Source organism: Actinomycetota bacterium, from assembly GCA_019347575.1.
Lineage (GTDB): Bacteria > Actinomycetota > Nitriliruptoria > Nitriliruptorales > Nitriliruptoraceae > JAHWKY01.
In genome coordinates, this window is the sequence record JAHWKY010000033.1 from 25567 (window position 1) to 48716 (window position 23150).

The window sequence follows — 23150 nt, forward strand, 5'->3', positions numbered from 1 at the left end:
GGGGGGTGGAGAGATCAGCGTCGTGACGGTCACGCACGCGCCCAGCTCCTCCCGGAGGGGGATGACCGGGATACGCAGCATGCCCCTGCGGTCGTCGTCGGTGGCGACGCACCTTGCGCAGCTCGCCCCTTTCGATGCTGCCGGGCTCGCCTCGCTGCAGCGGACGGTCGGCAACGCAGCCGTCGCGGAGCTCGTGGGGCTCCAGCGCGCCCCGACGTCGGCCGTCGCCCAGACCTCGCCATCCGTGGCCGCCCCCACCGTGCAGCGGTTCCTCGGCCTCTCGCAACTGTTCGGGGCGGCTGCGCTGGTGAGGCTGCAGAAAGCGGGTCGCACTCGCGAGGTCACGGCGGTGAACAACCTGACCGCCTACGCGGCGCTGCACGGCGACAAGGGCCCCGACGGCACCGACAAGGGCTTCGACGGCCGTCTCCGCAAGGCCGCGGCCGAGCTCGCTCAGCAGATGGTGACGGCCCCCTCGTTCGCGAAGATGCCTGCCCGGCTCAAGGCGATCGTGTACAGCGCGGAGAAGCTGAACCTGTCGCCCTTGAAATCCGGTTCGGTCGCCCCCGAGAACCAGCAGTGGATGAAGACTGGCGGTGGCGCAGCCGGGGCGCGTAACCCCAAGGTCGCGGGGAGCACCGGGGCGTTCGGCGAGACCCGGTGGAAGTGCAACAAGCTCGTCGCGGACGCCTACCTGGCGAAGTCGGGCGGGGCGATCGGCAAGTCCAAGTACCCGTTCTACGGCTCCGATCGCCAGTGGGGTTACCAGGCCAACGACCTTGCTGCCACCGTGCACAGGGGCAAGCCGCAGCTCAAGTCGGGCGGCCAGCTCAAGCACTTCCCCTACTCCGAGCTCGCGCATCTCAGCGCCGACGGCACCGCTGTCGTCGAGATCGACGAGTTCGATGCCAAGGGACGCCACGTCGCCCGCTACATCCTCAACGGCGGCGTGTTCGAGAAGCACGTCCCCGACGGCAAGGGTGGCTTCGCCAAGACCAAGGAGACCAAGCGCCCCGAGGAGCTCGAGCCCGGCAAGATGGCCCAGCTCGGCGACCTCGTGTCGTTCCACAGCGCCGAGGAGGGCGAATCGGGTCACACCGGCCTGAACCTCGGCCACGACCTGTTCATCAGTGCCATGAACGCGACCGAAGGGATCGGGGTGCTCTCCATCAAGCGCCACATCGACCCGTCGGCGTGGGACCGCTACGACTTCGTCGGCTTCCGCCGCTTCAGCGGCTGAGCACACGCCCCGCGAGCGCCGCGAACGCCGCCAGCGCCCCGAACCCCACGAGGATCGCGCCGCCGCCGGTGGTCGGCAGATCCGGCGCGTCCCGGCGTGGCTCCGGCGCCGCGCGGTCCCCGGGCTCGCTCGGAGTGATCCCCGGATCGTGGCGGGGCGTGATCGTGACCTCGGCAGTCGTGAAGTAGTCGTCGCCGAGCACCGCCTGCTGCGCGTCGGCGGGCGGCGTGTACTGCTGCACGGTGTTCGACGGCCCGAGGTCGACCTCGAAGCTCAGCTGCCCCGCCGCGTCGGCGACGACCGTCGTGATCTGCTCCTCCGAGCCACGGCTCACCACGACGTCGTGCAGCAGCCCCGGCGGGTAACGGGGAGGGCTCGTGACCCTGGCGAGGCCCGAACCGGTCAGCGAGAACCCGTCCGTCGTCACCTCGATGAGCTCGGCGAACTCGAGGACGTCGCGCTCGAACACGACCTCCCAGCCGTGGACCGACCACGCCGGCTCCATCGACCGGTACGAGAACGGGGACGGAGCGTCGACGTCGGATGAGGCGGCGGCCGCGATCGCCTGCCACCGCGGCCAGGTCACCTGCAGGCCCCACTCCCAGTACGGCCAGGTGTGCACCCCATCGCCGTAGTCATCCCAGAGGTGCTCGATACCGAGTTCGTCGAGGCGCTCGTGGAAGCTCACGCCGGTGAGGCGGATCCCCGCCTCTCCGGGGTCGGGGTTCCCACCGAAGCGACCGGGCAGTCCGTTGCCGTGCCGCAGCACCAGATCGGTCCAGGCGAGGTTCGCGGCGAGGTCGACCGGGTTGTGACCGCGCCAGCGCACCTCCTCGGTCTCCTTGGGCCCGAAGATCGAGCCCGGTGGGACCCCCGCCACCTGGTAGGTCTGTCCGTCGACGCCGATGACGCCCGACGACTCCAGCAGCATCAGGTCCACGAACCCCGACAGCTCCGCGGCGCCACCGAACAGGTCGGGGTGACGGGCGGCGTAGCTCATCGCCCCGAAGCCCCCCATCGAGACGCCAGCGACGAAGTGCTGGGACCTGCCCGACGCGAGCCGGAACGTCGCCTCGGCCCACGGCAGCAGCTCGCGGATGTGGAAGGTCTCCCACCGCTGCACCTCGCAGCAGGAGTCGTCGTACCAGTCGGTGTACCAGCCGACGCGCCCACCGTCGGGCGTCACGATCACCATCCCGTCGAACTGCTCGAGGTCGGTGCGCTCGGACCAGGTGGTGCCGTCCTCGCTGCGGCCATGGAGCAGCAGGGCCATCGGCCAGCGCCGGTCGGGATCGTCGTGGTAGCCGGTCGGCAACTGGACCCGGACGACCGCTTCGCGCCCCAGCGCCGGACTCGCGACGGTGTACTCGGTGAGACGCTCGCTGACCGAGTCCGAACCCGTGACGGTGAGGCCGTCGGCAGGATCTGACGGAGGAGCTCCGGCATCCGCCGGCGCCGCGCCGCCTCCGGCGACCGCCAACAGCACGGTGCCGGCGAGCAGTACGGTGCCGGCCAGCCGCCACCGCGCAACCGTGGCCACGCCCCGACGCGCCACCTCGCTCAATGGTCGTGTCCGTGACCGTGTCCGTGGCTGAGCGCGGCCTCGAGCTGCGTGCGGTACTCGGGGTGCAGCTGGTCGTAGGCCTCGGGGTGCAGTGGGACGCCGGGGAACGGCGGCACCGACACCTCGACGCCGTAGGGGTCGAGGTGCATGTTGTCCCGCGAGCACGCCGCGTTCTCGGGATCGGTCATGTCCCACGGGTCGGCGCCCGACAGCTCCTTGCCGATGCACGCGACCCACGGGGCGAACACGCTCGAGATCGAGACGGTCTCCTCGTAGTGCTTCTCGCCGCATCTCACGACCTCCACACCGCCGACGGGGACGACGCCCGGTCCGACACCGACGACGTCGCCGGGAGCCTTCAGGATGTGGAAGTCGTAGCCGGGGATGATGTAGCCGAGCTCGTCCTGGCCGAGCCCGAGCACGAAGCGGTACTCCTGCTCGTACTGGTCCGAGAACGCGGGCTCGAACGGACGCCCCGTGTCCGCCTCGGGGCAGTCCGGGCGGCCGAAGCCGCCGAGCTCGATCTCGGGCGATAGCTCGCCGGGGACGGTCAGGAACATCGCGGGTCCGAGGTCGACCAACACCATCTCGGTCTTGCCCTGCGGCCCCACCTCCTCGACGCGGACGCCCTCCTGATGCTGTTCGGGTGGCCCCCACGACGCCCCGCCGACGTACGTGGGTAGGTCGAAGATGCCGCGTGCGTTCAGGGCCCGCAGCGCGTTGTTGTCGGAGTCGAGGTAGAACTGGCGGCGCGAGGCCTCCAGCGTGTCGATCTCGACCGCCTCGGCGTCGGCGAGCGCGGCGATGGCCGAGTCGGCGACGCGCTCGCCGATGGCGTAGGTGCGCTCCCACGAGACGTCGCTGCCGAACCCGGGGATGTCGACCCCCAGGGGGGTCTGCAGACCGCCCACCGCACCGGAGAAGTAGACCGCCGTCCCGCCCAGCGTGGCTTCGAGTTTCTCGCGAGTGCCGTGCGGAAAGTCGGAGGAGACCAAGCTGTTCCTGGAGCCCTGCGCCTCGGGGTGGTTGGACCAGTTCACGACCGTGCCGATGGTCGAGCCATCCTCGCGGATGAACTGGGCCGCGAGCACCTCCGGGTCGGTCACGACGGGTGGGCGCGAGTCGCGGATGGGGACCGGCTGCTCACCGACGGCGAACTTGACCCTCGCCTCCTCGCGCGCGGTCCAGGCGTCGTGGATCGCGTCGATCATCCGTGAACGCAAGTAGGCCTGGTAGGCCGGGAACTTGCCGTCGGTGTTGAGGAAGAGCTGGCCCCAGTAGCCCATCGTGTCCACGCCCTCGTGAGTGTGCGTCGACGACACCACCAGCTCGTCGATCTGCATCTGCGGGTAGCGGGCCGTCAGCTCCTGCCGTGCCCGCTGGACCTCGATGTTGAACAGACCCACGACGTCGAGGGAGACCATCGCGACGGTCGTGCCCCCGGCGTCGAGTACGACCGCGCGGGCCCACGTGTCGTCGTGCATCCCGGTGGCGCACTTCGCCCCGAACCCCGCGTTGCCCCAGACGCCGTCCCACTTCCCGGTCGAGTCGGGGTCGCCGACGATCGTCACGCCCCGCACGCTGAAGGCGCCGGTCTCGTAGGCGTCACCGGTGGAGTTCCACGGCTGGTCGACGTGCGGCTCCGGCGCGGCACCGCTGGGCGGCTCGCCGTCGAGGAGCGGGCCGAGGTCCTCGTTGGTCAGTCCGCTGTAGCAGCCGTCTTCGTTCAGGTCCTCGTAGGGCTCGCCCCACACGCCCGTCTCGGGGTGGGGGGTGAAGTAGTCGGCCCACTCCGCGGGCGGATCGCCGACCGGCGTGATCGTCCGGGCTCCGAAACCCGCTAGCAGCCCGCCGGCGTCGTGCGTCGAGGCGATCAGCAGCGCCCCGAGCACAGCGAGAACGAGTCCCGCGCTGGTCGCGCGCGTGGGCAGTGGGGACGAGCGATGGTCGAGCACGTGAGCCTCCCCCAGCAGTGATCGCAGGAGTGATCGCGACACCGGAGACTTCGACGCGCGCCCGGAGCGGTCCTGCCCGCGGTCTACGACTCCGGTTCCGGCTCGGCGCTCTCCCACCCTGGCGCCGGTGGCAGCGGTTCCGACGAGGTCGCGTCACGCGCCCCGCAGGACCAGCACACGTACGCGATGCGGATGCCCGACGGCGTGCGTTGAGCTCCGCGCCCCGCCTCCTCGATCGTCGAGGTGTGCACGGGGTGCAGATCGTCGGAGCCGCACACGTTGCAGCGCGGCGTGACATCCCGGTCCCACTCGGCGCCACAGTGCTGGCACGAGAGCAGGATGCGGCCGTCCTCACGACGCCCGCTCAGTTCCTCGTCCTCGCCACAGCGAGGGCACACGATCACCGGCATGGCCCCACCGTAACGTCAGTCGTCGCTGGCGCGGTCCCACAGCCGCTCCGCCAGCTCGCGGAGCTGGGCCGTGCCTTCGACCCGCTCCCGCCACGGAGAGGGGATGGCGGACTCGCCCAGCAGCGCGCCCCCGAGCGCCCCGGTCATCGCCCCGATCGTGTCGGCATCGCCGCCGAGGCTGATGGCGAACCGGACGGCGGTCTCGAACGAGTCGACATGACGCAGCAGGACGTACAACGCCGTGGGAACGGACCGCAGTGCCTCGATGCCGTTGCCGAGCGTGGCGATGAGGTTCTGAGGCGTCGCACCACGGGGCAGACCGACGACCGCGTCGAGGGCATGTTCGAACTCGGCGGTGGCGACGAACGGACGCACACGCTCGGTGAGCGCGGCTGCCTCGACGGGCACATCGATCTCCCAGCCGATCAGCGCACTCACCGCGCACGCCTGCGCGACCGCCCCGTCGATGCCGATCGGGTGCGTGTGCGTCACCGACGCCGTCTGAGCCGCCAACCTGGCCACGGCGTCGAGGTCCGGGTGCGCCGCCAGCGCTGCTGGGGCGACGCGCATCGCCGCCCCGTTGCCGTACGAACCGCTCCCGCCGAACAGCTCCGTGGCCGGTCGGTCCCACGGCTCGCCGCGCTCGATACGGGCGAAGATGCGGGGCGGTCCCGCGCCGTAGCCGCGCCACGGTTCCTGGCGGTACGCCTCGACGAAGGTCTCGGCGAGATGGGCGCCATCGAAGCCGCCACGGGCGAGCAGCGACGTCGCGACCCCGATGGTCATGGCCGTGTCGTCGGTGTAGGACAGTTGCCGGTCGTCGGCGGTGACCGTCTCGAGCTCACCGGGGGCGAGTGGCGGAGCTCCTTCGAACGGGGCGCCGAGAGCGTCTCCGACCGCGGTGCCGACGAGGGCACCCCGGAAGCGGTCGCGCTTCACTTCCTGCACGGTGGACATACCACCCAGGATGGCGCGGATGGGAGCGGCGGGCGAGCCGAGGTCGGCAGGGCTCGGCTGCGCGGACGTCGAACCCAGTGGGCGTAGGCTCCCCGAACCCCACGTGGCAGGAGGCGCGTCATGCTCGAACCGCGGCACCGCATCCGCATCGAGTTCTGCGTCCCCTGAAACTACATCCCCCGTGCCGTCGGTCTGGCGGACGAGCTCCTGAGCGGTTGGGCGAACGTCATCGAGGACGTGACGCTCGTCTCGAGCTCCAAGGGTCGCTTCGAGGTGACCCTCGATGAGGAGCTGATCTTCTCGAAGGCGGAGCTGGGCCGGCACGCCGAACCGGATGAGGTGGCAGCGATGGTGCGGGAGCGCATCGGTCCCGAGGTATGCGACGACTGAGGCTCACGGCGGACCATCACGGTGTGGCGCGAAGCGTTCCTGGGCCGCTACGGTTCACCGCGACGGACCGGGCGGGGCGCCCGGGGGGATCGCAGGGGGAAGACCGTGGCCGTTGCCGTGCACAACTCCAGACAGCTACGCCGCCAGCGCAACGGCATGCTCTTCACCGGCCTCGGCGAGATCGTGTTCGGGGCGTTCTGGGTCGTGGGTGGTCGCTTCATCCCCGAGGTCGGCCCGTACTGGACCGTCGTCGGCTACGGCCTGATGGGGCTCGGGGTCGTCTTCATCCTGTTCGCGTTCCGTTACTCACGCCGGCTCGGTCAGGCCAGCGCGCTCATGAGCACGGGCCTGCCGGGCACCGCGAAGGTGCTGTACTGCGAGCCCACCGGCGTGACCGTCAACGGGGTGCCGTCCACACGCGTGGGCTTCGAGGTTCAGCTCGCCGACCGCCCCGTCTACCGCGTCGAGGAGGTCAAGCACAGCGGGATGCTCACGCCTGGCTCCTCCGTGCCGGTGCTCGTCTCGCCCGACGACCCCGAGCAGCTCGTGGTCACCTCCACCTTCTGACCTCGCCTGCTCAGGTTGTGAGCACTCAGGTTGTGCTACCGCTTCGCTACTTGAGCACTCAGCTGAGGCGGGCGACCTCGAGGTAGGCGTCCAGCGGCGTGGGATCGATGCGTCGCCGTCTGCCGGTGTCCTCGAGCCCGCGGAAGCGGCCGACCCAGCCGCTGACCAGTCCCATCGCGACGGCGTAGCCGAGGTAGTCGATCATCTGGTCGCTCTCCTCGGCGAACTCCGCTCGTCCAGCCTCAGCGGTCTCGACGAACCGGCGGAACCCGGCCGACTCGCGCAGCATCCGGCGCCCCGCGCGCGTCCGAGTCGGCAGCCACCGCGACACCAGGAGCAGCACGACCGACGCGCTCGCGACCGGGATGGCGACGATGGCCCAGTCGGACACGACGGCCAGGATCACCCCCGCGACGATCGCTCCCACCAGCCCGGTGAAACCCAGCGCCCACCAGTACCAGCGCACGTCATCGGGGTGACGCCGGAACCACCCGCGGGCGACCGCTTCGTGCAGCAGTACGTCGCGGACGTCCTCGAAGCCCGAGGCGAACCTCCCACGCAGGCTCGACAGCTCGACCGCCGGTCTCCGCTGGTCGCCCTCGCCCACCCACTGCGCACCTGCGGTCATGAAGAGTCGATCGAGCAGCACGCGCTCGAACTGGTGCAGCGGGTCCGATCCCTCCTGGCGGACGAGCACGTACCGCGAGCCGGCCTCGATCGCGACGATGCGGAGGTGGCCGCGGGCGGCGAGGTCGATGATCGATGCGACCAGGTCGGACTGGTGGACCTCGCCGTCGAGGAGCAGGCCGAGGTGGGCGGGGCGTACCCCTTCGGGTGGTCGGTAGCGGACCTCGCCGTCGTCGCGCCGGGCGAGCGCCCGGTCGAGGCCCTGGCGCAGCACCTGGAGGAAGATGACCAGCACCAGAACCGCCCCGACGGCGAGTGCGATCTCGAGCCGCGGGGTGGTCGTCACCAGGATGGCGTCGGTGTCCGCCAGACCCGGCACCTGACCGAAGACCTCATCGAGTCGGTGCTCGCCGGGGATCGACCCGATGTTCTCGGTGATCAGTCGGTTGACCAGCACCGCTCCGGCGATGCCCAGCGCGCTGACGAGCGCGAACACCACGAAGATGGTCCCCGCCGGCCCCTTGTCGCCCCGCACTCCGACCCCGCTCGCCGAACCCCTCGTGGCCGCCGCAGCAACACTACAGGAGCGGGATCAGCCGATGGTCAGCATCACGCCGGCGGCTGGCAGGGCGGTGAAGCCGTACGCGAACCAGTTCGACGCGTCGCCCGTGGCGACGGGCTCGAGCCCCCAGGCGTTGATCGCGGCGTAACGCCAGAGCTCGACCAACGTGCCGCTCGTGGCGGCCGTCCCATCGAGGGCGAACACCGCCCCCTCGCCGAACACGCCCCCGTCGGATGCCAGCAGAAGGTCGGCGTCACCGTCGGCGTCAGCGTCGGTCCACGCCGCCGCGGACAGGAAGCGCAACCCCGTGTCGAGGTCGACGACGACCGTCCCCTCCGCACCGTCGACGACAGCGACGCGGGGCCTGAACAGGTCAGAGCCGACGATCGCCTCATCGATCCCGTCACCGTCGGTGTCGGCCCAACCCAGGGGCGTCGCGGACTCGACCGTCGTGCGCCACGACTCGGTGCCGTCGTCGCCGCTGTAGGCCGCGACCGCGTCCGCCGACGGCTGCACCGCCAGCACTGATCCCCCGGTGACGTGGACGCCGATCACGGAGGAGTCGGCGGGCACGGTCCAGGCCGGTGTGGGAGCCATCTCCAGATCCGTCCCGTCGAGGAGGGTGATGCTCGCTGCGTAACCCGCCGTCGCCACGGCCACGTCGGCGACGCCATCACCGGTCGCATCGCCCGCAGCCAGATCGGCGACGCGGCCTCCTGGTGTCGGGATGGTCCACCGCACCGCGCCGGTGTCGACATCGACGAGGGTGACCGTGCCCGTGGCCCCGTCCCAGGGGTTGGTGCGGATACCGCCGGAGACGCGTGAGCCGATCGCCAGCAGCGGGCGACCGTCGGTGAACACCGTCGCCGAGTCGATCCAGCCTGGCAGGCTCGTCGTCCACGCGACGGCGCCGGTGTCCCCGTCGAGACCGAACGCCTGTGACCGACCCACCGCGATGACATCGGGAGCCGGGCCCGGGGTGGTCGCGAGGAAGACCACCTCCACACCGACGTCGGTGACCCAGCGCGCCGTTCCGGTCGCCGCGTCCCGAGCGACGATGCGCAGGTCATCGCTGGCGGTGATGATCTCGTCCTGACCATCGTGGTCGAGATCGGCGGCGGTGGCGGCCTGGATCGGCGCGCCGAGCGCTGCCTCCCACACCGACGAGCCATCCTCGGCGGCGAGTCCGAGCAGCACGTCCGTGTAGGGCGCCGCGACGACCTCCGGTGTCCCGTCCTCGGTGACGTCGACGATCGCGACATCGGCGAAGATCGTCATCTGCTCGCCGGCGACGACGTGCGTCCACAGCGGCGCGCCCGTCCTGCCTTCGATGGCGCTGACGTGGTTCGCCTGGCGCCCGGTGCCCACGACCCCGAACGGGTCCTGGGTCGTGACCGCCACGTCCGGGGTGCCGTCTCCGGTGAGGTCCCCGACGGCGAGACCTTTCGGGGGGGTGGTGGTCGGGACGGTCCACAGCAGCGTGCCGTCCTCGCCGGCGACTGCCTGTACCTGGTTGGTCGGGCTGTAGCCGGCGGCTCCGTAGATCGACCAGACAGCGTCGTCCGCGCCGTCCCCGTCCAGATCGGCGGCCGTCAGCCGCGCGAAGCCGGACGTTCCGGCGGCGTCCCACCGCACGGATCCGTCCGTGGCGTCGAGGGCCGAGAGCTTCGTACCCGTCACGGAGGCGAACACCGTGGCGCCGTCGTCGGCCACGACGAGGCCCGAGATGGTGCCGCCCAGAGCGGTCGACCAGATCCCCTCGCCGTCGGCATCCCATGCGTGGACACGGGGCCCGTTCGAGCGCGTCCCGAACACGAGATCGGCGCGGCCGTCTCCGTCGAGGTCCCCGGCGTCCGCGGCCATGACGATGCCCTCATCCACCGCCATCGTCACGGCCCACACCTCCTCCAACGAACCACCCTCGAGGAGTCGGACGGTGTGCTGCTTCACGGCCGCGTCGAACCATCCCCCCCGCGTGACCACGTAGAGATCAGCGACGCCGTCGCCGGTCGCATCGCCCACCGCGAGGCCCTCAGGGGGCGCCGGCACGCTGAGCTCGGCGGCCGCGGACCCCGTGGCACCGTCGATGACGACGACGCGGTGCGGGTAGAACCCCGCTGCGACGTCGACGATCCCGTCCCCCGTCAGGTCAGCGACGGGAGCCAGCGCCGTGAGCTGGTACCCGTCGTGGGAACGCCAACGCTCGCCGCTGGCGGTCACGAGCGAGACGCCGCCGGTGTACCCCGCGGCAGCGACCCCCGTGCCGAGTACGGGATCGTCGAAGGTCTCGAGCTCGAAGGGGCCGGTGCTCCCACGCACCGCCCACGCCACGGAGACCGGCGCATCGGCTGGCGTGATGGAACCGACGGCGGCGGGCGGCGTCGTCCCGGTCTCGTAGGTCGCGGCCGGCAGGGCCGCCAGCGCCATCGTCGCCACGATCGTCAGCGTCCGCTGCATGTCCGCTCCCCTCGGTTCGCCCGTGGAGGTGTTCGACGGCGTGTCCCTGTCCTCCTGTCCCGCTGCACCTGCGAGCTGTCCCGTACGGTCGACGTCGGACCCAACCGCCGGAGCTGACCTGTGGGCACGATCCGCGTCGGGACCTCAGGGTGGCAGTACGACGACTGGAAGGGCGCGTTCTACCCCGAGGACGTGGCGAAGAAGCGCTGGTTCGAGCACTACCGCACGGTCTTCTCCACCGTCGAGGTCAACGCCACCTTCTACCGGCTCCCCAAGGAGACCACCGTCGAGAAGTGGCACGACGCGGCCCCGCCGGGCTTCCGCTACGCCGTCAAGGGCAGCCGGTACATCACCCACAACCTCAAGCTCGGCGAGGGCACCCCTGAGGCCATCGGCAACGCCGAGCGACGGATGGCCGCACTCAAGAGCTACCTCGGGGTGTGGTTGTGGCAGCTGCCACCGAACCTGCACCGCGACGTGGACCGCCTCGACGATTTCCTGACGGCGTTGCCGAGCGGCTATCACGCGGTCGAGTTCCGCCACCGGTCCTGGTTCGACGACGACGTCTACGACGTCCTGAAGCGTCACGATGCCGCGTGCGTCTGGATCTCGGACAAGCAGATGCCGGATGTGTTCCCGCTGACCGCCGACTTCGTCTACGTCCGCCTCCACGGCCTCAGCGGTGACCCCGACGAGCGCTACCACTACGACTACGCTCGGGACGAGCTCGAGCCCCTCGCCGAGCGGCTCGTCGGGCAGGCACGCGACGGCCGGGACGGCTGGGTGTTCTTCAACAACGACTACCAGGCCAACGCCCCGCGCAACGCGCTCACCCTCATCGAACTGCTCGGAGACGCCGCCGAGCCCTGGGGCGATGCCACATCGAGGTAGGTCGTCCTTGACCTGTGGGGTACAGAACCGCCTACGTCGATGCGGACTGCTCCTAGGCTGCGGCGTCGTCGCAGGAGCAGCGTGGACCGCATCATCATCATGGGGCCGCCCGCCTCGGGCAAGGGCACGCACGCGTCACGGCTCGCGGACGACCTCGACCTCGAGCACATCGCGATCGGCGACGTCCTTCGGGAGCACATCGCCAGAGGCGACGAGCTCGGCCAGCGCGTCCGGGGCGCGATGGATGCTGGAGGGCTGGTCCCGGACGCTCTGGTCGTCGAGGTGCTACGGCGTCAGCTCGGGTCGTTCGACGACAACCGCGGCATCGTCCTCGACGGCGCGCCGAGGACCCCGCCGCAGGCGGAGCGCCTCGAGTCGGAGCTGGGGTTCGTACCTGACGCCGTGCTGCTGCTCGAGGTCGACGAGGGTGAGGTCATCGCGCGGATCCTGGGCCGCCGCGTGTGCCCCGAGGGCCACGTCTACCACGTGGAGTTCGATCCACCCCGGCAGCCGGGGATCTGCGACCATGACGGGTTGGAGCTGCGTACCCGCCCCGACGACACGCCCACGGTCGTGCGCGACCGCCTCGAGGTCTACGAGCGCGAGACCGCTCCCTTGATCGAGCGCTACGAGGCGCGGGGCCTGCTGCGCCGCGTCGACGGCTCAGGGGAACCGGACGAGGTCTACCCGCGCGTGCGCGCCGCCGCCCCGCCCGCTCAGGACGGGGCGTAGGTGAGGGTGGTCACGGTGCCGTCCCCGAGCTGCTCGACGTCGGCCTGGCGCAGCGGCATCGGCTTGTAGACCCAGTTGGCGTACAGCTCGTGCTGGTCCTCGTAGTGCGGTGACTGCTGGCCGGTGTGGTCGATGAACCCGGACTGACCGGGGGAGATGATCGACTCGGCCTCGACGGTGTAGCCGTCACGGTCCTCGACGAACGTCTCCGCCCCGACCCCGATCGAGGTGACCAGCGTCCCGAGCGCGATCGTCGTGCCGATGAGCGTGATCGTCCGACGGCGTCGGCGCCCCGCGACCGCCACCGCCGCTCCGAGCAGGATCGCGCCGATCGCGATCGCGCCTCCGCCGGTAGTCGGCAGGGGCGCGGGGGCGGGTGCGGGGGGCGGGGCGGGGTCGTCGACGACGGTCGGGGTGGTCGGGGCGTCGGGGCGGAACTCGACGATGTGGTTGTAGGTGCCCCGGTTCATGTAGTCCAGCGTGCGCACGTTGCCGGGCAGCGAGTCGTCGCACCCCGCGTCCGACGCCACGGCGCGGGCGACCTCGCAGGTGTAGAAGGCCACGTTGAGCCGGGTATAGTGCTGCGTCCGCATGGCCGACGCCCACTGGCTCATGTCGTCGGTCTCCTGGTCGGCGGCGATGGCATCGAGGTTGGCGCGCATGACCCGGTTCAGGAAGGTGTCGACGTCCTCGCCGTTGAGCCAGTCGCGGCTCTTGACCAGAGAGGCGTCATCGCCCTCGATGACGTGCAGCAACATCGAGTCGCTCGAGCGGCCGCTGAACTCGCCGAGGTCGTCGTCGAACGCGAGATCACGAGCCACCGAGCGCCAGTCGTCCCAGATCGTGTAGCCCGGCTCGCTGTCGACCAGACCGTCCCCGTCCGTGTCCTCGCGACGAGCGCCCCAGTCCGCGAGGATCTCGGCGGCCGCGCGCACCTGCTCGTCGTCCGAGGCGCGCCCCGCCCGCACGATGTGGTCGCGGAAGAAGCGGAACTCGAGTTCGGTGGTGCCGTTGATGCGGTTGAAGCCCTCGAGGTCGGGGATGGTCATCTCGAGGTCCGACGCGGAGAGATCGTTCCAGAGCTGGCTGCGGAACACCGCCCCGTAGTTCGCCCCGTCGCCGTTGTCCCAGCTCACCGCCGGCTTGTTGTTCCAGTTCGTGAGCCAGCCGCGGGGGAAGTTGACCGCGTGCGGCACCTCCTCGGCGCTACGCAGCCGCACCCACTCGGTGTCGGTTGTGGTGCCGTCCTGCGGCAACCGCACGTCGGTGCCGGGCGCGCGGATCGGCAGCGCTCCCGGGTGCCAGTAGCCGTAATCGCCGCTCGCGTCGACGTAGAACATGTTGTGGTTCGACTGCAGCAGGTTCGCGGCGGTGGCGAAGTCCTCGACCGAGTCGACGAAGTTGTAGCCCGTGAAGCCGTTGAAGGTCCCCGTCTCCATGTCGAACCACGAGCGGCGGATGCTGTAGGCGACGCCGTTGTCCTCGTCCGTCGAGATGACCGGCCCGTGACGGGTGCGGCACACCTCGATGGTCTCGCCGGGCAGTCCCGACTTCTGCGGGATGGTCTCCTCGCGGCAGTCCATCCGCTCGAGCTGACCGTCGTAGACGTAGGTGGGCGTGCCGTCGTCGGCGGGGTCGCCGAGCTGCTCGACGTAGATGTCGGCGCCGTCGGAGTTGCCGGTCGTCGTCGTGAAGGCGAAGTCAGGGCCGCGGCCGATGAGCACGATCGGGCCGGCTCCGGCGAAGGTGAGCCCGACCATGTCGAGGCCGTTCTCGGGGGAGTGCAGGCCGAACTCGGCGATGATCTGGGGGGCGAACTGGCCGACCTGGGGGCCGCCGAGCTGCAGCGTGCCGCTGGCCTCGGTGACCTGGGGCCCGCCGATGTAGGCGTTGGATCCGAAGTGCAGGAACGTCAGCAGCTGCTCCTTCCCGCGCTGGAACGCCTCGTAGGCCGCGACGCTCTCGGACGAGGGGTCCTCGGGGAGCAGCGAGGCCTGCGCACGGGTTCCGACCGCCGACGGACGGGCTGCGGCGGCCGGTCCCAGCGGGGCTCGCTCTCCCTCCGACAGTCCGAGACGGGCGTCCCGGCGCCAGTCCTTCGCGGGAAGGTCGTGTGCGGCGCTCCGCTGGCTCTCCCACTCGTAATCCCGTGGGATCGACACCGGTGCGGCCGGGTCGTTGAGCCAGCGGACGTCGTCGAACGCCGCCTCGCCCTCGGCCTCGCCGAACGTGTCGGTGAGGTAGTCGAGCAGTTCGGCCTGGTCGAGCTCGCTGCCTCCTCCGGCCCCGAAGGTCTCGACGAGCGTGTCCGCGATCGCGATGGAGTCGGTGATGTCCCACGGTTCCGGCGGCCCGAGCCCGAACTCGGTGAACTCCATCGGGAGCTTGCTCGGGTCGGTGCGCGCCTCGTCCATCCACGCGTTGATGCCGTCGACGAAGGCGAGGTACATGCCGCGCAGCTCCGCCGGCAGGCGCTCGAACTTGGCCCGCCGCTCCTCGTCGGTGTAGAACAGCAGCCGCGCGCTGCGATCCATTTCGTCGAAGCCCGGGATGGGTCCGAACACGCGCTGGAACTCGCCCTTGCCCAGTGCGCGCAGCACCTCCAGCTGCCACAGCCGGTCCTGCGCGATGGCGTAGCCCGCCCCGTACGACACGCCTTCGAGGGTGTCGCTGTAGACGTGCGGCACGCCGAAGCCGTCGCGGACGATGCGGACCTCGACCCCGGACTGCGCGGACGCCGCCGGCGCCAGGGTGAGCGTGAGCAGCGCGACCGCGCCCAGGGTGCAGACGCGGGTGAACAGCCAACGCATCGGCTCCCTTCCCCTCGGTGAGGCGCACGCTAGTGGCGCCGCGCGGCGCGACCGAACGGGCAGAGGGGCCCCGGTCGGGGCCCCTCCGTGGTGGGGTGATGTGGCTACCGCAACGTCACCCGCACTGTTCCTGGTTGTCCTCGGTGGTCGGGTTCGTCGAGTCCGCACGGCCGCCATCCGCGTACGCCTTGCCGCAGCGAACGCTCGGGGTCCCGCCGCTGCCGAAGTTGACCTGCGCCCAGCCTCTCGCCTGGTCGGGGCTGTTCGTGTTGTCGCCGTCAGCAGTGAGCGATCCCTGGCCGCTACCGCCGGTGCTCACGTCACCAGCGAGGGTGATACGACCGTGGACCGGCAGCTCGTCGTCGGAGCAGACCTGGATGTAGCCACCACCGCCACCAGCGCCACCAGTCCCGTCACCGCTGATCGTCAGCAGCGGGGTGCTCATGGGTGGGATCTCGTTCTGAGTCCCGCAGGTCAGCTCGTTGGTGAAGTGCTTGGCGGTGTAGGTCCGGCTGTCGTCGTGCTCGCCCGTCTCCGGGTCCTTGCACTCCTGGAGACCCTGACCGCTCGGCGGCTCGTAGTGGGTGTCGTGCTCGGCGCCACAGCTTCGCGCTTCGGTCTTGACCTCCGTGGAGCCCGCCTGGTCGGCGTCCTTGATGGGGTCCGCTGCCGCGTTGCTGTCGGCGCTCTGGTCCGCGACGACGGTGTCGGCGGAGACGGCCTCGGCAGCGGCGACGGCGGTGGAAGCAACCGCGGAGTCGGTGACCGCCGCGCTCGCGACGCTGGCGGTGATCGGCTCGGCGCTCGCGGCTGCGGTGGAGCTGGCGCCGCTCGCACTGGACGAGCTGGCGGAGTGCACGAGCGCGCCGGCCGGCGCGCTCGCCAGGAGGAGCGCGGTGATCGCTGCGCTCAAGCGGATGTTCGGTCGCATCGGGTTGACCCCCCTCGGGACGTTCGGATCGGTACTGGGAAGTGGATGCTTCGACGCGGCCGTTAACGACTCCTGCTCGGTGTCATCGGCCGACCGCGAGGCGTAGGCTCGCGCGTGTCGACGGGAGCGGACGTGGCGGGCTACTCGGGGACGCCGCTGGCGCGGAAACTCGGCATCGCCGAGGGCGCGACCATCGCCGTGCTCAACGCCCCGCCCGGCTACCTGCGGGCCACGGTCGTGCACCCAGTGGACGTCACCGTGCGCACCGACATCCGTGGCCGGGTCGAGCTGATCCACCTGTTCACGACATCTCGGGCGGAGCTGGCGCGCCGCATCGACGCCCTCGGACGCGCCATCCACCCGGCCGGGACGCTGTGGGTGTCGTGGCCGAAGCGGTCGAGCGGGGTCGAGACCGACCTCACCGAGGACGTGGTCCGCGAGGTCGCGCTGCCCCGTGGTCTCGTCGACGTCAAGGTCGCCGCGATCGACGATACCTGGTCGGGGCTGAAGCTGGTCTGGCGCCGCGAGCACCGCTGACACCGGCCCCCGGACCTCCGAGCGGGTGCAACCAGACCCGCCTACCGGGTCCGGATGCACACGCTCAGGTGGGTTCTCAGCACGAGGCGGGGAGGACGCGGCGGGGGTCGATGGGGCTGCCGTTGACGCGGACCTCGAAGTGCAGGTGCGGGCCGGTGGAGCGCCCCGTGCTCCCCACGTCGCCGAGCCGCTGGCCGCGGTCGACGGCCTGGCCCTCACTCACGCGGATGCGGCTCTGGTGCGCGTACGCGGTGCTGACGCCGTCGCCGTGGTCGACGACGACGAGCTGGCCGTAGCCGTTCTGCCAGCCAGCGAGGATCACCAGGCCGGGCCGGGATGCCACGATCGGGTCACCGGTGTCGCCGTCGATGTCGAGGCCGGCGTGCATCCGCCCCCAGCGGCGCCCGTACCCCGAGGTCACGGCCCCGCACAGCGGCCAGATGTAGCCGCCCCCCGACACGGACGTGGGCGGGGCGGGTGCCTGTGCGGCGGCGGCGCGGGCAGCTGCGGCGCGGGCTGCGGCGGCGGCGGCTTCGGCAGCCCGACGCTGCTTCTCGCGGATGACCCGCTCGAGCTCGGCGGACTCCTCGGCGAGGACCTCCTTGTGCTGCGCGAGCTCGCGGACCTCCTCCTCGGCCGCCGCCGCTTGCAGGGCACGGTGGTCGCGTAGCTCCTGCGCACGCGCCGCCAGCTGGCGCTGCTCCGCCTCGATCGTGCTGAGGCGTCCGAGCTCCGCCTCCAGGCGTTCGCGCTCCGCCGTGACCGCGATCTGCAGCGAGTCGAGCTGTTCGAGTCGGGCACGGTCGTTGCCGACCAGCGCCGAGACGAAGCTCGCGCGGTCGAGCGCATCCGACGGGGACGAGGCGGTCGCAAGCAACTCGATCACGTCGACCGACCCGCGCTTGTACATCTCCGAAACGCGCACCGCGATGAGGTCGCCGACGGCGTCAGCATCGGCTTGCGCCCGGTCGAGCCGCGCCTGCGCCCCGGCGACCACGGCCACCTGCTGCTCCACCGCGATCGCGGCCAGGTTGACCGCGTCCTCGAGGGTGCGCAGCTGCTCGTCGGCCTCGGCGAGCTGCATCCTCGCCGCGTCACGCGCCCCGCCCGCCTCGGCCAGCGCCGCCTCGACCTGCTCGAGCTTGGCCTGGGCTTGCTTCAGACGGCTCTGCTCCGCCTGCTGTGCCCCGAGCGGCAGCGCACCGCCGACGAGCGCCGCCACCACGACGGCGGCGATGAGCGATCGCGTCGGTGCATGCACGGACCCTCTCACCCCTCGCGTCGCGGTCGGGTGGTCTGGCACAGGAGAGACGGATGGTAACGAAGTGGCCGCCGGCCGTGACGTGCTGCGCCCTAGTCGGTGGGCGGTCCGGCCATGCGCTTGAGTTTCTCCACCGTGCCGTTCGCGGCGGGTTCGCGGTCCTCCGCGTGGCGGTGTCTCCCGCGTTCCGTGTCCCGGCGTGCTCGCCCCCGGTTCTCCCTCAGGATGCAGGCCGCTGACAGGAGGCCGTCGGGCAAGCCCGGTCGCCCCCGCGCCCGTGGCCGGGATCGACGTGGCTCAACGTGGCTCGTCGACGGGCCAGGTCGCCGGTGGGGGAGGGGACGCGTCGCGCTGCGCGGCCGGGACGAGCTGGTGCGCATCGACCGGCTGACGCCACCAGCGGCGCGGTAGGTCCAGAGCGGTCGGGGCGTTGCCGTCCGCGAGTTGGCGCACGAGCAGGGCGCGCCACCCCGATGGGTCGATGTCGCAGGCCTTGAACAGGGTGCGGTGTAGCTCGGTGAGGGGGAGCTCGCGACACGCCCGTCGCAGGTCACCCGTCGACCGTGCCAGCTCGAAGAGGGTGGCCGTGCTCACGGCCGGGTCGAGCACGGCCTCGAGGGTGACGCTCGGCGCGGCGATCGGCTTCGTCAGGACAAGGGCGTCCACCGACAGGCGCAGCAGCTGCGCGAGTTCGGCCATATCGATCCAGGCCGCGGCGTGTTCTTGGCAGGCGGGAACGAGTGTGCGAAGACGGGCGGGGTTGCCCCAGAGCAGTAGCCGCGCAGCCGCGATCAGATCGGAGGGTGGGGCGCCGAGTACGCCGACGCCGGAGGCCGCCGCCCCGCACGTCCCGCAGACGTTGTCGATCTCGATGCGGCGGACGCGCTGGTACTCGGCGCGGTAGCCCAGCTCGAACTCAAGGAAGCGCCCGGACAGGCCCACCTCGAGCAGCAGGAAGTCGGCGACACCCCGAAGGAGCGTCGCGGCGTCGCGCCGCGACTTGTAGGCGTGGAACCCGCAGCGGCAGTGCAAGTGCGGGGCGCGGTGCGCCGTCAGGCGGCGGCACGTGGCGCGGTCGATGACGGCGTACGAACCGGTGGTCACGCCGTGGAGCAACCCGTCGCTTCCCAGCCGTGCGACCTTGAAGCCGGTCAGCTCGCCGTCGACGTGGTCGTCGAAGGCCCCATCGCGGTTCACCCCGCGTGCTCGCCCAACAGGTCCTGTCGGACCGCCGCAGGCGTTCCCGCGTCGGCCTCGTCGGTCCCGACGCCGTCGGCCTCGTCGGTCGCGACATCGTCGGCCTCGTCGGCGATGGCATCGATCGGTTCGGTCGTGATGTCGGCCCTCGCCTCGCCCCGCAGGGGATGAGCGACGCCCGAACGGACGAACTGACCCAGTCTCACGGCGACCTCCTCAGGTGGCGCGTTCTCCACCGTACGTCATAGGTGGGACGCCGCGCCCGTTCGAAGGGCCGTACGTCGGCTACGACCAGAACGCGTCGGCCTCAGCCTGGTCGTCCTGCGTGGACCAGAACTCGGTCACCTGGCCGTCGCGGACGTGCATGACGTGGACGGCGTTCTGGTCCAGCTCGCGACCCTCCCGTGAGGCGGTCGTGCGCACGAGTGCGACCGCGTGCTCGTCGTTGGCGAGGATGTCGTGGACGCCGAGGTTGAGCGTGCCGCCGGACAGCTCCGCGAGCTTGCCGAAGAACCCGAAGACCGCCTCCTTGCCCTCGTAGTCACCGGCGATCGGGCTGTCGCCCGGTACGTGCCAGGTCACGTCGTCCGCCATGGAACCGCTCAGGGCGTCCATATCACCGGAGCTGAAGGCCGCGTACGCCTGACGGATGATGTCCTCGTTGGGGTGTGCCATGTGCGCTCCCTGTCGGTCGCCGGATCGGTACGCGCACAACGTGCCGGGGGCGAGCGCGGGTGTCCACCGTCCTCTCGGATACGACCGGCTCAGGCGCGTTCGGTCCCGGCAGCAGCGGCCGGTTCAGGCGCGCTCGGTCCGGTGCACGACGGTGAGGTCACGATGATGCGCCTCTTCCACGGTGACGACTTCCTTGCCGTACGGGGCGAGGGCGAGGCCGGCGAGCTTGAGCACGGCGACCGCGAACGGGATCCCGATGATCGTGATCGCCAACAGCAACGCGACGGCGAGGTGCGCCACTGCCAGCCACCAACCGACGACCACCAACCACACGATGTTCGCGAGCAGCGACCCGGCCCCGGCGTCCGGCTTCTCGACGACGACGCGGCCGAAGGGCCACAGCGAGTACCACGCCAGACGGAAGGCGGGAAGCGCGAGGGGGATCGTGATGATGAACACGATCGACACCAGCCCTGCGAGTGCGTACGCGAGGGCCAGTTCGACCCCGGCGAGGACGAACCAGAGGATGTTGAGGATCAGTCGCAGCATCGCGCCGACGGTACCTGCGAGTGCTCAAGTAGCGAAGCGGTAGCACGACACGGCGCCCGGTGCGACGCTCGACCGGTCGGACTCGGCGGCAGTTCGGTCAGCCGATCACGGTCCCCGTAGGGCTCAGACGCAGGCGGCTTCGAGGAGCGGGTAGGGGTTGACGTTGGTGCCGTCCAGGAGGACCTCGAAGTGCACGTGCGGTGAGGTGTGGGCGGCGTTGCCGCTGGTGCCCACGGCGCCGATGACCTCCCCTGCAGCCACGCGCCCCGCCGCCCCGAAGCTGTCCAGGTGGGTGGCGATGTACAGCGACCCGTCGTCGCCGTGCAGCCACACCTGCAGGCCGCCCAGCGTGCCGTCCACCTGCTCGGCGACGCCGGCGATGGGTGCGACGACCGGGGTGCCGCGGGGCGCGAACACATCGACACCTTCGTGGACCCGGCCGTCGGGCTTGATCACGCCGTAGTCGTTGATGAAGGTGGCGAGCTCGCTGACCGGGCAGCGCCAGCCTCCGCCCGTGACAGTGAGGACCTGCCCGACCCAGATGCGGTTGGCGTCGGCGAGGTCGTTGGCGACCACCAGATCGGCGACCGTCGTGTCGTACCTTGAGGCGATCTGGCTGAGCGTCTCGCCCGCAGCGACGGTGTGGGTGCTGCCGGCGCTCGCGACGAGGTGGTCGGTCTCGGGCACGGCGGGGAGGTCGCCGACGCGCAGCTCGGTGCCCGCCAGGATCCGGTTGGGGTCGGTGATCCCGTTGGCCTCGGCCAGCTCGGCAACGGACACTCCCGCGCGCGCCGCGATCTGGCTCAAGGTCTCGCCGGGGGCGATGACGTGGGTCGAGTTCGGTGGGGCGCCGGGGCCGGTCGTCGCGCCGGGCACCTCGAGGACGTCACCGACGATGATGCGGTCGGGCTCGGTGATGCCGTTGAGCGCGGCGAGCTCGGTCACGCCGACCCCGAGGTGGCGCGCCAGCTCCCACAGCGTGTCGCCCGGCTGGATCGTGTACGAGCGGGACGCCGACGTGATCAAGCTCAACGCCAGCAGCGCGAGCACGCCCCGCAGCACGCGCGGATCGGTCACCACGGTCACCTCCCGTTACAACACGAGTAACGGTAAACCTCAACGGTAACATCTGCAACACGCCACCCCGCTCTGGGTCGACGTCTGGCCGTCCGTGGCCACAACCCGACCCGCAGCGGGGTGGTCAGCGCGCCGGAGTGCGGACTTCGGGGGAGGTGAACTCGGGGCGGCCGTGTGCGGCCTCGACGCGGCGGAGCTGGCGGCGGACGAGACGCTCGACGAGCCGCGGGGCGCGGCGGGCGAGGGCGAGCTCGAACGTCGCGAGTGGCGAGCTGCCGAGACGGCGCCGGGGCGCCTCCAGGGCGGTCACGACGGCGGCCGCGGCGTCGGTGACGTCCTCGGCGCGGACGAGACCGTCGAGGCTCGCGCCCCGCTGCGCCGGACCGTCGTGGATCGCCGTGCGGATGTAGGCGGGCTGCACCTCGACGACGTCGATGCGGCCTTCGAGCTCGAGCCGGAGCACGTCGAGGTAGCCCGACAGACCGCGCTTGCTCGCGGTGTAGGCCGCGGCGTAGGGCACGGCCGCGGATGCCAGGCCCGACGTGATGCCGACCACGACCCCGCCGTCACCGAGGTGGGGCAGCGCGGCGGCGATCGTGTTCCACGCCCCGAGCAGGTTCACCTCGAGCACGTCGCGCGCTCGCTCCGACGGCGGTCGGGTGCTGTCGTCGGCATCACCGATGCCGGCGTTCGCGATGACCGCGTCGATGCCGCCCAGCCGCGCTGCGGCCTCGTCGACCGCGGCGACGACCGCCTCGGTGTCGGTCACGTCGACCACGAGGGTGTCGGGGCGGTCGACGATCAGGTCGAGTCCGATCACGCGGGCGCCCTGGGCTTCGAGCGCGGTGCGCGTCGCGACGCCGATGCCGCCGCTGGCGCCGCTGATCACCACGCGCTTGCCCGCGAGCGGGGCGTCGTCACGCGTCCAGCCGAGTGCGCGCCGACGCCGTTCGAGCCGCACCGCCCCGGCCACGATCAGGCCGAGGATGGCGATGATGCCGGTGAACACCGCGGTGTAGGCGACGATGCCGGGCCAGGCCGGCCCGCCGTGCGCCTCACGCAGCAGGTACTCGGCCTCGCTGGTGAAGGCCTGGTCGCGCGTCGGGGCGACGGGCACCTCGCTGGCGTCGATCGCGGGGTCCTCGGGCATGTAGATCGGGATGCCGCCGAGCTGGTCTTCCGCCGCGAGGCGCGCGACCGTCTTCCACGACGCCCCGACGGGGACCGGCTCCGCGGTCGTGTAGCGACCCGGGGCGACCTCGACCAGCGGGGCGTTGACGTGGCCGTCGTTCTGCCACGCCATGACCTCCCAGCGGCTGGCGCCGGCGACGAGGTTGGGGGGGCTCACCTCGACCGTGACCTCGACGAGCCCGTCGCCCGCCGGGGCGGTGCGCACGACCGCCGAGCCGTCGGGGACGTTGCGCGGGAACGGCAGCGCGAGCGCGACCAGCACCATGGCGAACCCGGCGATCACGTGCCGGGCGCGCAGCCCGCTGGCGTGGTGGGAGACGACCCGGCCGAAGCCGTAGCCCAGCAGCGCCGCCCCGACCGCCGCGAGCGCGCCGGCGGCGAGCACCATCGGCAGCAGCTCGGCCTGCCACGGGTGCCAGCCCCACACGTGCGACCACGCCCACGCCCCGGCGAGCCCGATCGTCGCGACCGCGACACCGGCTGCGACCGATCTGCCGAGCGCACCGCGCCGCGCGGCGACGAGGAACGCGAGCTCGAGCGACTGGCTGGTGTTGAGCCGCGGGTCGCACG

Annotated in this window: 21 protein-coding genes; 6 read left to right on the forward strand and 15 right to left on the reverse strand. The window is 71.3% G+C overall.

The genetic code is table 11. The features are described 5' to 3' along the window. Nucleotides 1-79: 79 nt before the first annotated feature. On the forward strand, nucleotides 80-1240 hold the full coding sequence (locus tag KY469_18135) for a hypothetical protein (GenBank protein MBW3665018.1): 1161 nt from the start codon (nucleotides 80-82) through the stop codon (nucleotides 1238-1240). Here the strand turns inward: KY469_18135 and KY469_18140 are convergent. The 4 genes from KY469_18140 to KY469_18155 all read right to left on the reverse strand — a co-directional run bounded on the left by KY469_18140 (nucleotide 1230) and on the right by KY469_18155 (nucleotide 6126). Then, nucleotides 1230-2780: an esterase family protein gene (locus KY469_18140; protein MBW3665019.1), complete on the reverse strand. Its 1551-nt coding sequence runs from the start codon at nucleotides 2778-2780 to the stop codon at nucleotides 1230-1232. The two genes, KY469_18135 and KY469_18140, sit on opposite strands and share 11 nt — an antisense overlap. Before the next feature lie 20 nt (nucleotides 2781-2800). Continuing rightward, nucleotides 2801-4759 (reverse strand): hypothetical protein, encoded by a 1959-nt coding sequence (locus tag KY469_18145; protein ID MBW3665020.1) that lies wholly within the window; start codon nucleotides 4757-4759, stop codon nucleotides 2801-2803. Between the two features lie 83 nt (nucleotides 4760-4842). Beyond that, the gene (locus KY469_18150) at nucleotides 4843-5169 is read right to left on the reverse strand and encodes a hypothetical protein (protein MBW3665021.1); all 327 of its coding nucleotides are present in this window, start codon (nucleotides 5167-5169) and stop codon (nucleotides 4843-4845) included. Nucleotides 5170-5184: 15 nt separating this feature from the next. Then, nucleotides 5185-6126, reverse strand: a complete 942-nt coding sequence (locus KY469_18155) for an ADP-ribosylglycohydrolase family protein (protein ID MBW3665022.1) — start codon at nucleotides 6124-6126, stop codon at nucleotides 5185-5187. Nucleotides 6127-6300: 174 nt separating this feature from the next. Here KY469_18155 and KY469_18160 point away from each other — a divergent pair, with 174 nt between their 5' ends. Both KY469_18160 and KY469_18165 read left to right on the forward strand, forming a co-directional pair. Beyond that, entirely contained in the window at nucleotides 6301-6516 is a 216-nt protein-coding gene (locus tag KY469_18160) for an Rdx family protein (GenBank protein ID MBW3665023.1), read from the forward strand. 105 nt (nucleotides 6517-6621) lie between these two features. Next, nucleotides 6622-7083 (forward strand): hypothetical protein, encoded by a 462-nt coding sequence (locus tag KY469_18165; protein MBW3665024.1) that lies wholly within the window; start codon nucleotides 6622-6624, stop codon nucleotides 7081-7083. A gap of 58 nt (nucleotides 7084-7141) precedes the next feature. Here KY469_18165 and KY469_18170 read toward each other — a convergent pair whose 3' ends face one another. After that, nucleotides 7142-8245, reverse strand: a complete 1104-nt coding sequence (locus KY469_18170) for a DUF2207 domain-containing protein (GenBank protein MBW3665025.1) — start codon at nucleotides 8243-8245, stop codon at nucleotides 7142-7144. A 57-nt stretch (nucleotides 8246-8302) separates the two neighbouring features. Next, nucleotides 8303-10729, reverse strand: coding sequence for a PQQ-binding-like beta-propeller repeat protein (locus KY469_18175; GenBank protein ID MBW3665026.1), 2427 nt, complete (start codon nucleotides 10727-10729; stop codon nucleotides 8303-8305). Between the two features lie 120 nt (nucleotides 10730-10849). On the opposite strand from KY469_18175, the gene KY469_18180 reads away from it, so the two are divergent. Together KY469_18180 and KY469_18185 are read left to right on the forward strand one after the other, a co-directional pair. After that, nucleotides 10850-11620 carry a DUF72 domain-containing protein gene (locus KY469_18180; protein MBW3665027.1) on the forward strand — a complete coding sequence of 257 codons (771 nt, stop codon included), beginning with the start codon at nucleotides 10850-10852 and terminating at the stop codon, nucleotides 11618-11620. 81 nt (nucleotides 11621-11701) lie between these two features. Then, nucleotides 11702-12352: an adenylate kinase gene (locus KY469_18185; protein MBW3665028.1), complete on the forward strand. Its 651-nt coding sequence runs from the start codon at nucleotides 11702-11704 to the stop codon at nucleotides 12350-12352. On the opposite strand, the gene KY469_18190 is transcribed toward KY469_18185, so the two are convergent. Both KY469_18190 and KY469_18195 read right to left on the reverse strand, forming a co-directional pair. Further along, nucleotides 12337-15162 (reverse strand): penicillin acylase family protein, encoded by a 2826-nt coding sequence (locus tag KY469_18190; GenBank protein MBW3665029.1) that lies wholly within the window; start codon nucleotides 15160-15162, stop codon nucleotides 12337-12339. The two genes, KY469_18185 and KY469_18190, sit on opposite strands and share 16 nt — an antisense overlap. Before the next feature lie 115 nt (nucleotides 15163-15277). Then, a complete protein-coding gene (locus KY469_18195; GenBank protein MBW3665030.1) occupies nucleotides 15278-16075 on the reverse strand; it encodes a hypothetical protein in 798 nt (265 codons plus the stop codon). Between the two features lie 150 nt (nucleotides 16076-16225). Between KY469_18195 and KY469_18200 the strand changes: the two genes are divergently transcribed. Next, the gene (locus KY469_18200) at nucleotides 16226-16630 is read left to right on the forward strand and encodes a DUF3052 domain-containing protein (GenBank protein ID MBW3665031.1); all 405 of its coding nucleotides are present in this window, start codon (nucleotides 16226-16228) and stop codon (nucleotides 16628-16630) included. Nucleotides 16631-16706: 76 nt separating this feature from the next. On the opposite strand, the gene KY469_18205 is transcribed toward KY469_18200, so the two are convergent. The 7 genes from KY469_18205 to KY469_18235 all read right to left on the reverse strand — a co-directional run. Next, nucleotides 16707-17891, reverse strand: a complete 1185-nt coding sequence (locus KY469_18205; protein MBW3665032.1) for a peptidoglycan DD-metalloendopeptidase family protein — start codon at nucleotides 17889-17891, stop codon at nucleotides 16707-16709. Between the two features lie 297 nt (nucleotides 17892-18188). Further along, on the reverse strand, nucleotides 18189-19088 hold the full coding sequence (locus KY469_18210) for a hypothetical protein (GenBank protein ID MBW3665033.1): 900 nt from the start codon (nucleotides 19086-19088) through the stop codon (nucleotides 18189-18191). Continuing rightward, nucleotides 19085-19294 (reverse strand): hypothetical protein, encoded by a 210-nt coding sequence (locus tag KY469_18215; GenBank protein MBW3665034.1) that lies wholly within the window; start codon nucleotides 19292-19294, stop codon nucleotides 19085-19087. The genes KY469_18210 and KY469_18215 overlap by 4 nt, the downstream gene beginning before the upstream one ends. Nucleotides 19295-19373: 79 nt before the next feature. Further along, a complete protein-coding gene (locus tag KY469_18220; protein ID MBW3665035.1) occupies nucleotides 19374-19763 on the reverse strand; it encodes a nuclear transport factor 2 family protein in 390 nt (129 codons plus the stop codon). Between the two features lie 123 nt (nucleotides 19764-19886). After that, on the reverse strand, nucleotides 19887-20312 hold the full coding sequence (locus tag KY469_18225) for a YccF domain-containing protein (protein MBW3665036.1): 426 nt from the start codon (nucleotides 20310-20312) through the stop codon (nucleotides 19887-19889). Between the two features lie 123 nt (nucleotides 20313-20435). Next, the gene (locus KY469_18230) at nucleotides 20436-21389 is read right to left on the reverse strand and encodes a LysM peptidoglycan-binding domain-containing M23 family metallopeptidase (protein ID MBW3665037.1); all 954 of its coding nucleotides are present in this window, start codon (nucleotides 21387-21389) and stop codon (nucleotides 20436-20438) included. A gap of 124 nt (nucleotides 21390-21513) precedes the next feature. Continuing rightward, nucleotides 21514-23150 (reverse strand): SDR family NAD(P)-dependent oxidoreductase (locus KY469_18235; GenBank protein ID MBW3665038.1); only part of this gene is annotated, 1637 nt, incomplete at its 5' end.